An 11,596-nucleotide genomic window follows, 5' to 3' on the forward strand; every position below is an offset into this window, starting at 1 on the left:
TTCAATCTAGCTAACTACCATTATCGCCAATATTTCTTTGAAAACTCCCAAAAACTGAGTTTTAATCAACTCTATCATCTGGTATCTAAAACCTCAGATTATTTAGCTTTACCCACGAAAGTGAGCAAGCAGATAATCAGAAGATTAGATCAGGCTTGGGTTAGTTATTTTGCCGCTTTTAGAGCTTGGAAAAAACACCCTGAAAAATTTTTAGGAAAACCTAAAATTATTAAGTATAAGGAGAAAACCAAAGGAAGAAACTTGCTAATATATTCTCAGGAATCAATTTATAAAAAACCTCTAAAAGAAGGAATTTGTCACTTGTCTATGAGCGACTTAAAAATTACCACTTCCCGAAGAGAAATAATTGAGGTGAGAATTGTCCCCAAAAGTAGCTGTTATGTAATTGAAATAGTCTATGAAAGACGTTCGGAAACCACAGATAAACAAGAGATAGCTGGGATAGATTTAGGAGTTAATAACTTAATGGCTGTAACTACAAATCAAACAGGTGTAGCACCTCTTTTGGTAAATGGCAGACCATTAAAAGCAATTAACACCTTCTACAACAAACAACGTTCCCGTTTACAATCTCAACTGAAACCCCAAAATAATCAACACTCATCTAAGAGATTGATACTGCTAACCCATAAACGAAACTGTCGAGTAGAAAATTATCTACACACAGCCAGTAAAAGAGTAATAGATTGGTGTATTATTCATCAAATAGGGACATTAATAATTGGGCATAATGAGCGGATAAAACAATCTCTTAATCTAGGAAAAAGGAATAATCAACAATTTGTTAATATTCCCCATTATAGATTAATAGAAATGTTAACTTACAAAGCTCAATTAAAAGGAATAAAAGTCATAATAACTGAAGAATCCTATACCTCACAATCCAGTGCTTTAGATAGGGATGAGTTACCTAAATATGGGGAAGAAAAACCATTATTTAAGGGAAAAAGGTTAGCTAGGGGACTTTATAAAATGGGAACAAATCAGTTGTTAAATGCCGATGTCAATGGGTCATTTAACATCATTAGAAAAGTAATTCCTGATGTCATTGACCAGGGAATAAAGGGTTTGCCGTTTAATCCGCTCCGTGCTTGACCCACTACGAATGACTAAGCTTTCAGGCTTTTAAGTAAGTTTGAGTAAGTTTAGTTGAGCGGTATAGATCCTCCGGTTATAATGAAATCTGGGAAAATGACACCGCCCCATCCCGAAAACTCTCACCCCTTGCTAGGTATAATCGATCGCAGGAAGAATTTTATGAGTAAATTTGTCTTTGTCACCGGGGGAGTTGTCTCCAGTATTGGGAAAGGAATTGTCGCCGCTAGTTTGGGAAGATTGTTGAAAAGTCGGGATTATTCCGTCTCAATTCTGAAATTAGACCCCTATATCAACGTGGATCCGGGTACGATGAGTCCTTTTCAACACGGAGAGGTATTTGTCACCGATGATGGGGCCGAAACCGACCTCGACCTTGGCCACTACGAACGTTTTACCGATACGGAACTCTCCCGTCTCAATAGCGTGACTACTGGCTCGATTTATCAAGCGGTATTGAATAAAGAGCGCCGTGGTGCTTATATGGGGGGAACCGTGCAGGTAATTCCCCATATTACCAACGAAATCAAGGAAAGGATTCTCCGGGTGGCCAAAGATACCAACCCCGATATTGTCATCACAGAAATTGGTGGTACGGTGGGAGATATCGAATCTTTGCCTTTTTTAGAAGCAATTAGGCAATTTAGGAAGGATGTAGGTCGAAATAACGTGGTTTATATGCACGTTACCCTAATTCCTTGGATTCCGGCCGCTAAGGAGATGAAAACTAAACCGACGCAACACTCGGTCAAGGAATTAAGATCGATCGGCATTCAACCGGATGTGTTAGTCTGTCGTTGTCATCTACCCCTACAACCGGGGTTAAAAGAAAAACTCTCAGCTTTCTGTGATGTGCCGGTGGAATCGGTGATTACTGCTCAGGATGCCAGCAGTATCTACGAAGTGCCTCTTAATCTGGAAAAAGAGGGATTAGCGCAACAAACCCTAGAATTATTAAACCTGGGTCCCCGATACCCCCATCTGGAGGAGTGGGAAAATCTCATCCGACAGATGCAATCCCCTAGTCAAAAATTAGAGATAGCTATCGTTGGTAAATATGTGCAGTTGGGGGATGCTTATCTCTCGGTGGTAGAGGCCTTGAAACACGCTGCTATTGCCCTTGATAGCGAGATAGAATTGCGTTGGGTAAGTGCTGAAGATGTGGATAACGATTCGGCCGAAGCTCATTTAAGCGGTGTTGACGGTATTGTTGTACCCGGTGGTTTTGGTATTAGGGGTGTGGATGGCAAAATTAAGGCGATCGAGTATGCTAGGGTCAATAATATTCCTTTCTTGGGTCTCTGTTTAGGGATGCAGTGTTCGATTATCGAATGGGGTCGCAATGTGGCCCGATTAGAAAGGGCCAATAGTTCCGAATTTGAAGAGGATACACCGAATCCAGTGATTAATTTACTGCCAGAACAGGCAGATGTGGTGGATTTAGGGGGAACAATGCGCTTAGGTCTCTATCCCTGCCGTTTAAATCCCGATAGTCTGGCTTTCTCCCTCTACGGTCAAGAGGTTATCTATGAGCGCCATCGTCACCGTTACGAGTTCAATAATGCCTATCGTAGTCTCTTTTTTGAGACTGGTTATCTGGTGAGTGGCACTTCTCCTGATGGTCGTTTGGTGGAAATTATCGAACTACCAAAACATCCTTTCTTTATTGCTACCCAATTTCACCCCGAATTTCGCTCTCGTCCCAATAAAGCTCATCCTCTCTTTTCTGGTTTCATGAAAGCGGCCCTCAAAGGTAGAGAGCAAAAGTTCTCCCTTAGTAGTCAGCATTCAGCTATTAGTTAGGGTTTGCTGGTTCTATTGGCTCTAAATCTGGTTTTTTGGGGGGAAACCCCCGAAAATTTGTCATCTTAACCCCAGTTTGGCCTAGGGTTTCCCGAATTGACGTTGATAAACTACTTCTTCCTTGCCAGATTCCAGTTTAATATCCGAGCGAGGATAGGCCACACATAACAAAGCATAGCCTTCTTTTTGCAGGTCGGGGGATAATCCCATGCCCTCACCTTGTTCGACGCTACCCTGGGAAAGTTGAGCGGCGCAGGTAGTACATACGCCCGCATTGCAAGAACTGGGTAAGTCAATCCCCGCATCGTAGGCCGCTTGTAGTATAGTTTGATCTTCCCTAACTTCGATCGTTTGTGTTGTTCCTAAATGAGAAATTTCTACTTTGTAGGTTGTGGTCATAGCTAATGAATGATGCTTTGAACTTCACCTATTTTATCATTCTAGATTGCGGATAGAGGAGAGAGGGGGGAAATCTTTACCTAATCAGATTTTCACCGGTCGGCAGATAATTGATTGTCATGAAAGATGATAAAATCATCAAAAGTAGTAACTTTTTCTGGCAATTTGCCCTGTAGTTAAAACGAACCAAAGAGAGAATTTACTTCTCTCTTTTGCTCATGAAAATTATGCAAATTTTTCGATAACCGAGGGGAAGTTATTCTATTTGTAATTGGCTCTCGTGTCTTTAACCGCCGCCCAAAAAAATAGGGCTGTTAGTGGCACACTTGCCGCTAGAATTAAGCCAGTGGTGGTATTGCCTAAATCCGGTTCTCCCGAACTAATTTCAAAGACACAACCCACACCAGCGATCGCTGCAATACAGGATAATAACAATAAAACGCCGCTTTTCGGGGTCATCTTCACTCCTCACCTAAATTAACTAATGCCTTTATTTTGTCACTTTCTCGACCGGTTTCACCGCTTGCACGGAAAAACCGTGTTTTTTTAATTCTTCATTGAGTGCCAAATCGTTATCTACTCTGTCCACGAACATGACACCATTAAGATGGTCCATTTCGTGTTGAATTACCCGCGCTAGTAAACCGTTAGCTTGCAGTTTTCGCGGTTTCCCCTGTTCATCTTTATAACTCACTTCGATCGCTTGGGGACGGATGACATCTAAAAACACATCGGGAATACTCAAACAACCCTCTTCCGCTTTGCACAATTCCCGACTATAACCGATAATTTGGGGATTAATCAGAATTAGGGGCGGATTTTCCGGTTTATCGTGTTCACAATCGATGACAATCAATTGTTTATTGACTGCCACTTGCGGAGCCGCTAAACCGATACCATTGGAACTATACATAGTTTGCAGCATTTCTCTGGCTAATTGGCGGATGCTGTCATCGACTTTAGCAATCCGCTTGGCCGGTTGACGCAGGACTCGATCGCCGAGATAATGCAGTTCTAAAGGGGGTTTTTCTAATTTGCGTTTTTCTACGGTAATAGTGGCGCTCATAAACTTAATTATCGATGGGATGCACAATTTTGATCTTAGTCACTGGCTCTGGGGCATTTCTCCGGAAAAGGGAGAAAAAAGCCGAGACTCTTCATAAAATTTTACACTGATCACAGACAGTTCGTCTATATCAGGAAGTGGGGAGTGGGAGGTGGAAAGTGGGGAGTGGGGAGATTTTTCAGTTATCAGTAAGCAGTAAACAGTAATCAGTGGGGGAGTGGGGAGAAGGGAGAAAAAAGCTGATTGTAACTGGCTACTTATTAGTAATTGGCATTCCTAACCATTGGCTTAATTCCGCTGCTAACCATTCAATTTCGGGGTTACTCAGATATTCTTTTGTCTTACTGCTAATAGTATATTCTTTAGTCCCCGCCCAAATAGTTAAAGCCATCGGCACATAAACTCGATCGCCATCACCATCTTTGCTATGATAACTATCAGCTTTCACCAGTTTATTAATATGTTGCCGTGCCATTTTCTTTTTGCCCGGAAGTGTCAAACCCCAAATTCGCTGAATGGCCACAATTTCTTGACTATCAATAGTGATAATTTCCTCCCCTTTGAGACAATAAATAATCTGGTAAAGCATTCCTAAACCCACATACCAAAAAGGCAAGGAAAAGAGCAGAAAAAACCAACTTATCCACAGAGGAATGGAAACTGCTCCTCCTGTCCATACTAATAAAAAAGCGTTCCAAGCGATAGCAAAGGTTCCAAGATAAATTAATTTAGGGGTAAAACCTTCGGGAGGTAAAGATATTTTAATTTTCTCCTCGCTTTTTTGCAACTGTACCCGACTCCCTGCGGGTTTTTCAAGGTTCGAGGAAGTTAATTGAATTTCGTGGAGAGTATTTAAAGCTTGATTTGCTGCCTGTGCTGAAATAAACCTTTTCTCGATACTAGGTTCAATTAACTGCCCCAACCAATGAACAAAAGCAGGGCTTAAATTGGCTAAATTATTTAATTGAATTTTGCCATCTTTTTGGGGTAAATCGGCGGGATGAATGCCTGTAGCTAGATAGATTAAAGTCGCTCCTAAACTGTATAAATCAGAAGCGGCAACGGTGCGACCACCGAATTGTTCGGGGGGCATATAACCGTAGGTTCCGACGATAGTTAAAGTGGCCTGTTCCTGTTGGGCAACAGTCTGGACAGAACCAAAATCAATTAAATAGACATTGCCGATACTATGGCCCGATCGATCTTTTAATAAGATATTACTAGGTTTCAAATCCCGGTGGATAATTGGCGGGTTAAGTCCATGGAGATAAATTAAAATACCTAGGATAGATTTAGCTAATTCTTGTAGGTCTGCTTCAGTAAATTTGCGACCGGTTTCTACCTGTTCCTTGAGAGATTTCGCCTCGATATAACTCTGAACAAGGGCGAAACCTTGATAGGTATCGGTGCGAACTTCAAAATAGTCGATATATTCGGGAATCGAGCGACAATCTAGATGTTTAAGAGTTTCGGCCTCCCGTTCAAAAAGTTTTAAATCTGTCCATTCAAAATCGGTACTAAAGATTAATAATTTGACAACAACAGTAGCGCCCGTTTTTATATCTTGGGCGAGAAAAGTGCGTCTTCCGGTTTGTTTACCTAACTGACTTTGAATTTGATATCGATCGCCTAAAATTTGCCCTGGCAGCATACAATATATTCCTAGGATAATCCTAATTCTAGGCTAATCGAGAAATTTCTAAACTGCAAGCTAAGAAAACGGAAGTTTGACCGAATCATCAAAACTTTAGCATCTCCCAGGATAACTGCGGTGAAATTCAATTATATCGCCCGTTTTTCGCCAATTCCTGGACTGGGCTGAGGGATGTATTTTTTCAGGTTAAAAGAGAAAATAGGCATCAGAAAAGAAAATTGGCCCATCTCCGTCTGGGAAATTTTAGTACAAACGTTCAGGCTGTCAACTCCGGTGCTGCCATGCAGTCTGAAGGAGTAATTTAGATAGTCAACAGCTTAGTGTACAAGGGAGCAGCCAGTTTAATTCCGATCGAGGTGGAGTTTCCTGATATAGTTTTAAAAGCAGTCGGTTCAAGACAAAAAGACATGGTTACTAGGGGCGAACGAGGAGTAGAAGTGAGGAAAAACGAGAGCTTTTCTCTGGCTTCCTATCTGGAGGAAAAGCGGTTAATTGTCGAGTCAGCTTTAGATAGCTCTTTAGTTATCGGCAATCCTGCCAAAATCTACGAGGCGATGCGCTATTCTCTCCTCGCCGGTGGCAAACGTCTGCGGCCGATTTTATGTCTGGCTACCTGTGAATTGATGGGGGGTTCCCTAGAGATGGCTTTACCCACCGCTTGCGCCCTGGAAATGATTCACACTATGTCATTAATTCATGACGATTTACCCGCCATGGATAACGATGATTACCGACGTGGGAAATTAACCAACCATAAGGTTTTTGGCGAAGATATCGCTATTTTAGCCGGGGATGGTCTCCTGGCCTACGCTTTCGAGTATGTGGCTACCCAGACTCGTAATGTACCTCCCCTACAGATTTTAGAGGTAATTGCCCGTTTAGGTCGCACGGTCGGGGCAGCGGGTTTGGTGGGGGGTCAGGTTTTAGACTTGGAATCCGCAGGAAAACCCGATATTTCGGCGGAAACTCTCGGTTTTATCCATACTCAGAAAACCGGATCCCTGTTGGAGACTTCTGTGGTGTCGGGGGCAGTTTTAGCGGGGGCAAAAGCGGAAGATATAGCTAAATTAGCCCGTTACGCTCAAAATATTGGCTTGGCTTTCCAAATTATCGATGATGTTCTCGATATCACGGCGACAAAGGAGGAATTGGGCAAAACCGCCGGTAAGGATCTACAGGCACAAAAAGCCACCTATCCTAGTCTCTGGGGGATAGAAGAGTCCCGCCAGCAAGCTCAACAGTTAATAGATAGTGCCATCGGTGAATTGAGTGGCTACGATGAGGCCGCTGAACCTTTACGGGCCATCGCCGAGTATATTGTTAATCGTAAAAATTAAATTAAACGAATGAGATTATGCAGGACTTCGAGCAGGTGTTACACAATCAAATACTGCTAGTCTCTCTTTTAGCTTGTTTCACTGCCCAGGGACTAAAAGCGCTGATTGAGTTAATCCGCGATGGTAAGGTGAGTCTGCGCTATCTAGTCTCGTCGGGAGGAATGCCTAGCGCTCACTCGGCGCTGGTGGGGGCCTTGGCTACTGGGGTAGGATTACAGATGGGTTGGTCTAGTCCCGAATTTGCGATTGCGGCGCTTTTTGCGGTTATTGTTATGTATGATGCGGCTGGAGTGCGTCAGGCAGCGGGAAAACAGGCCCGGATTCTCAATCAAATTATCGATGAAATGTTCCAGGAGGGCAAGGAATTTAACGAGGAACGTTTAAAGGAATTAATTGGTCATACTCCTTTTCAAGTGCTGGTCGGTTTAAGCTTAGGTATCGGTATCGCCATGGTGCTGCTCTGTCATTAATTGAGGTGTTTTCTGGGGTTGAGATAAACTAGATTTAATAACTGAAAATCCGGGGTAATCACTCATGTTACAATCCCTAAAAATTGAGGGCTTTTGCGGTTTTCAAAGTTTTGAGATGGCCAATCTTGGTAGGCCAATTCAAATTTGAAACGCATCAGCAGCAATGTTTGAGATAGAGGCAAAAAGGAATCAAAGTTACAGGAATCCACTCAACAAAGTGCTGATAACTGGGTAAATTGGCACAAGCATCGCTCCAGTATTCAGCTACATGGTCTAAATAAGAGGATTTGAAGTTTCTGTAATGATTACTACGGCGGTTTCTCTATCCATCTGGCACAGACAACTCCTTATACTAAATCCGTTGAGTATAGGCTAGTTATGAGGAGAGGCATTCATGCAAGAGGCACTCATGCAAAGGGGAGAATAAATAATCAGTTTTTAATAACCGGATTTAGTATTATTGGATAAGCCTTTCCACTTAGAAGATGTACCAGACTGAGCCTGAATCCGCCGTATGAAAAGCGATTAAAATCGTCATAATTTCCCCCAGACATAAGCTTATTTTTCGTTGTCGAGTCTTCAGTCCATAAGCAAGTAAGCTTTTTGAGCATTGAGGTGCAAATTATTGGCAAAAATCATCGACAGGACAGAATAAAGCATCTATACTAACCCTAGGGCAAGGTGGCTGAATGGTTTTCTGTTTTTCAGCATATCACTTCTCCCTTTTCTTATCCCGAACTCAGGTTATATATAAGGAGAATAATTAACCATGACCGAAAATAGAGGACCGATTCCTGTAGTTGTCAACGGTGCAGCCGGTAAAATGGGACGGGAAGTCATTAAAGCCGTTGCTCGTGCCGACGATATGATCTTAGTGGGTGCAGTGGATCGAAATCCAGCTTTTCGAGGTCAAGATGTGGGGGAAGTGGCTGGTTGTGAACCCCTAGAAGTGCCGATTCTCGACGATTTGCAGAGTGTTTTAGTCCTGGCAACTCAGGAAAAAGTGCAAGGGGTGATGGTGGATTTTACCCATCCCGACGGTGTTTATGATAATACCCGCAGTGCGATCGCCTATGGAGTGCGTCCCGTGGTGGGAACTACGGGATTATCGGCGGCACAACTGCAAGATTTAGCCGAATTTGCCGAAAAAGCCAGCACCGGCTGTTTAGTTATCCCCAATTTTTCCATTGGCATGGTTTTACTACAACAGGCTGCCCTGCAAGCATCCCGCTACTTTGATCATCTGGAAATTATCGAACTGCATCACAATCAAAAAGCAGACGCACCCAGTGGAACGGCGCTCAAAACCGCCGAATTACTGGCAGAATTAGGTAAAACCTTTAATCCTGCCCAAGTTTCCGAAAAAGAAACTATCCCCGGCGCTAGAGGCGGTTTAACTGCTGAGAACATCCGTATTCATAGCGTGCGTCTACCCGGTTTAATTGCCCACCAAGAAGTCATTTTCGGTTCCCCCGGGGAAATCTATACCCTTCGTCATGATACCAGCGATCGCTCCTGTTATATGCCGGGGGTTCTCCTCTCTATCCGTAAAGTTACTCAGCTGCAATCCCTCGTCTACGGTTTAGAAAAAATCCTCTAAATCAAGATAGGTAGTGATTTTATTGTAGTGGTGATAGCTCAAACCTTTGCTAATTGGGCATTGTCGTCATCAATAAAGTACCAAACAGTTCGGCACCCCCCCGATCAAGGTAGTAGGGGGGATCGAAGGCAAAATCTATCTTCTATTTAATTAGAACCACTTACCTAAACTCAATGGTAAAATAAGCCCATGAGCGCTTTTCCTACCCCAGAACTCGATAAAATCCTCAAAGAAAAAGATATTCAAGGAGAACAGGAAAGACAAACCCTGCTGGCAAAAACTCAACAATGGCTTCCTGAAAATGCTGTAAAATACGGAATTAATCGAGCTTATATCTTTGGCTCCCTAACTCGTCCCTATAAATTTCACCCCGGTTCTGATGTGGATATTGCCGTCGAAAATATCAATCCCGAATTGCACTTTGATGCTCTTAGTATTCTTTCCTATTATCTGGGGAGAGAGGTAGATATTATTCTGCTGAAAAACTGTCATTTTGCCCACCGCATTCGGGAAGAAGGAATTTTATGGACAACCGACAACTAATCCTGTTGAAAGCTGATATAAATGCTCAATTACAGTTAATCAAAGCCATCGATGGTAAAGTTGCTGTTAGAGCCGAAGGTGTTAATCCCGATGATGTCATTCGCCTAGAAAGCATTGCCTATCAAATCCATAATTTATACAGTGCCACTGAGGATTTACTTAAAATAGTGGCTACCTGTTTTGAAAATCATATTGCCGATACTCGGCAATGGCATACAGCCTTATTAAACAGACAGAATGACTGTCCCTATCCCCGGAATTCGTCCTGCTTTTATTTCTTCAGAAACCGCCGCTTTGTTAAATAGTTTGCGAGGATTTCGGCACTTTTTTCGTCATGCCTACGGCACAAATATTGATTATGAGCAATTGAAAGTTAATTTAGACAGGGCAAGAAAAATCTACAGAAACTTAGAAAAAGATATTCAAATTTTCTTTGAACAATGGGCAGAAAGTCAAGCTAAATACTCGCTATTATAATTATTATGTCGGTCAATAATCCCTATCTTGAATACTGGCAAAAACGCCAAAAAGAACAGCAGGAATATAATCAAAAATTAGCTCAAGAGGCAAGGAAAAATCTTCCGCCAGTTATTGATTATCTAAAAAAAAATTTCCCAATTACAAAAATTATCCTGTTTGGTTCTCTAGTTAAAGGTAAATTTCAGGAAACCTCTGATATTGATCTAGCCGTGGCTGGCATACCCCCAGAAAGTTTTTTTCAAGCTTTAGGAAAAGTTAATTTAATTAGCGCTCGCTGGATTGATTTAAAGCCTATAGAAGACTTAGAACCTCATTTTCTTAAAAGAGTTTTGCAAACAGGAGAATGTCTTTATGCGTCCGATGAGTGCCAGTGAATTACAAGAAATCGCCCTTGATATTGCCACTGAAGTTAATAGATTAAATCGGCTAGAAAGCCAAATGCGTTTAGTTCAAGCGGAAATGCTAACCAACCCGGCACTAGCCGATATTTGTGCCGAAAGTTTAGCCCTAAAACTCCATAACTTCTATACAGGATGTGAACGAATTTTTCAAATTATCGCTTCTGAGTTAAATGGTGGCTTACCATCTAGTTATGACTGGCATAGAAGGCTATTAAATCGTATGAGCAAACCTCAAGATTATCGTCCTGCTGTATTACGAGAAGATACCGTGCATAAACTTAATGAATACCTAAGCTTTCGGCACGTTGTTCGCAATATCTACGGTTTTGAATTGGAAAAACAAAAACTAGAAAATCTGGTTAATAACTATTATAATACATGGCTACAAGTCCAAGAAGATATTAATAGTTTTATCCTTTGGTTAAAAACCACAGCAGACAGTCTTAATTAAACCTCAAAGACAAGATTGCTTGTTGAGATGGGGCAAGAGGCAACACCCCCCCAAACCTACCCGACGTCGGGGGGAGATTTAGCTAATCTAAGGATAGGCGGTTAAAATGCGTCTTAGCCTATTCTTGACATCCTCGCCGCCGTAAAACGGACGGCGATTCCCAAACCTCACGATTTAGGTTTCTGCTTCTTTCCCTTGCGGGGTTCCGCACCTGCCTTAACAGATTTACTCTGTTCTGGTCTTATGGTCGCTCTACAGACTGACACCGCAAGCCCT

General features: G+C 42.3%; 14 protein-coding genes and 1 pseudogene. 10 read left to right on the forward strand and 5 right to left on the reverse strand.

Features of this window, described 5'->3' with window-relative positions; genetic code table 11:
* Both O9300_RS06240 and pyrG read left to right on the forward strand, forming a co-directional pair.
* A partial coding sequence (locus O9300_RS06240; RefSeq protein ID WP_287970676.1) for an RNA-guided endonuclease InsQ/TnpB family protein occupies positions 1-1,116 on the forward strand: 1,116 nt, incomplete at its 5' end.
* Between the two features lie 162 nt (positions 1,117-1,278).
* A complete protein-coding gene (pyrG, locus tag O9300_RS06245) occupies positions 1,279-2,919 on the forward strand; it encodes a glutamine hydrolyzing CTP synthase (protein WP_079210066.1) in 1,641 nt (546 codons plus the stop codon).
* 81 nt (positions 2,920-3,000) lie between these two features.
* On the opposite strand, the gene O9300_RS06250 is transcribed toward pyrG, so the two are convergent.
* The 4 genes from O9300_RS06250 to O9300_RS06265 form a co-directional block, all read right to left on the reverse strand.
* Positions 3,001-3,318: a 2Fe-2S iron-sulfur cluster-binding protein gene (locus O9300_RS06250; RefSeq protein ID WP_002768334.1), complete on the reverse strand. Its 318-nt coding sequence runs from the start codon at positions 3,316-3,318 to the stop codon at positions 3,001-3,003.
* Positions 3,319-3,579: 261 nt separating this feature from the next.
* A complete protein-coding gene (locus O9300_RS06255) occupies positions 3,580-3,777 on the reverse strand; it encodes a hypothetical protein (RefSeq protein ID WP_002731987.1) in 198 nt (65 codons plus the stop codon).
* A gap of 31 nt (positions 3,778-3,808) precedes the next feature.
* Positions 3,809-4,384: a peptide deformylase gene (def, locus tag O9300_RS06260; RefSeq protein WP_002748816.1), complete on the reverse strand. Its 576-nt coding sequence runs from the start codon at positions 4,382-4,384 to the stop codon at positions 3,809-3,811.
* A 253-nt stretch (positions 4,385-4,637) separates the two neighbouring features.
* A complete protein-coding gene (locus O9300_RS06265) occupies positions 4,638-6,035 on the reverse strand; it encodes a serine/threonine protein kinase (RefSeq protein WP_287970679.1) in 1,398 nt (465 codons plus the stop codon).
* 410 nt (positions 6,036-6,445) lie between these two features.
* Here O9300_RS06265 and crtE point away from each other — a divergent pair, with 410 nt between their 5' ends.
* Positions 6,446-7,375 carry a geranylgeranyl diphosphate synthase CrtE gene (gene crtE, locus O9300_RS06270; RefSeq protein WP_190723295.1) on the forward strand — a complete coding sequence of 310 codons (930 nt, stop codon included), beginning with the start codon at positions 6,446-6,448 and terminating at the stop codon, positions 7,373-7,375.
* A 17-nt stretch (positions 7,376-7,392) separates the two neighbouring features.
* Positions 7,393-7,845: a divergent PAP2 family protein gene (locus O9300_RS06275; protein ID WP_002733310.1), complete on the forward strand. Its 453-nt coding sequence runs from the start codon at positions 7,393-7,395 to the stop codon at positions 7,843-7,845.
* A 160-nt stretch (positions 7,846-8,005) separates the two neighbouring features.
* Here the strand turns inward: O9300_RS06275 and O9300_RS19640 are convergent.
* Positions 8,006-8,152 (reverse strand): annotated as a pseudogene (locus O9300_RS19640) (IS982 family transposase); the annotation flags it as partial.
* A 462-nt stretch (positions 8,153-8,614) separates the two neighbouring features.
* Between O9300_RS19640 and dapB the strand changes: the two are divergent.
* The 6 genes from dapB (at position 8,615) to O9300_RS06305 (ending at position 11,320) form a co-directional block, all read left to right on the forward strand.
* Positions 8,615-9,445: a 4-hydroxy-tetrahydrodipicolinate reductase gene (dapB, locus tag O9300_RS06280; protein WP_287970682.1), complete on the forward strand. Its 831-nt coding sequence runs from the start codon at positions 8,615-8,617 to the stop codon at positions 9,443-9,445.
* 189 nt (positions 9,446-9,634) lie between these two features.
* Positions 9,635-9,988: a nucleotidyltransferase family protein gene (locus O9300_RS06285; RefSeq protein WP_287970685.1), complete on the forward strand. Its 354-nt coding sequence runs from the start codon at positions 9,635-9,637 to the stop codon at positions 9,986-9,988.
* Entirely contained in the window at positions 9,970-10,293 is a 324-nt protein-coding gene (locus O9300_RS06290) for a ribonuclease toxin HepT-like protein (RefSeq protein WP_242034740.1), read from the forward strand. The genes O9300_RS06285 and O9300_RS06290 overlap by 19 nt, the downstream gene beginning before the upstream one ends.
* Entirely contained in the window at positions 10,226-10,465 is a 240-nt protein-coding gene (locus O9300_RS06295) for a ribonuclease toxin HepT-like protein (RefSeq protein WP_353851546.1), read from the forward strand. The genes O9300_RS06290 and O9300_RS06295 overlap by 68 nt, the downstream gene beginning before the upstream one ends.
* Before the next feature lie 5 nt (positions 10,466-10,470).
* Positions 10,471-10,842, forward strand: coding sequence for a nucleotidyltransferase family protein (locus O9300_RS06300; protein WP_002767900.1), 372 nt, complete (start codon positions 10,471-10,473; stop codon positions 10,840-10,842).
* Entirely contained in the window at positions 10,820-11,320 is a 501-nt protein-coding gene (locus O9300_RS06305) for a ribonuclease toxin HepT-like protein (RefSeq protein WP_002767902.1), read from the forward strand. Before O9300_RS06300 ends, O9300_RS06305 begins: the two co-directional genes overlap by 23 nt.
* Positions 11,321-11,596: the final 276 nt, after the last annotated feature.

This window comes from Microcystis sp. LE19-195.1E, assembly GCF_027532095.1.
In the GTDB taxonomy this organism is placed as follows: Bacteria; Cyanobacteriota; Cyanobacteriia; order Cyanobacteriales; family Microcystaceae; genus Microcystis; species Microcystis aeruginosa.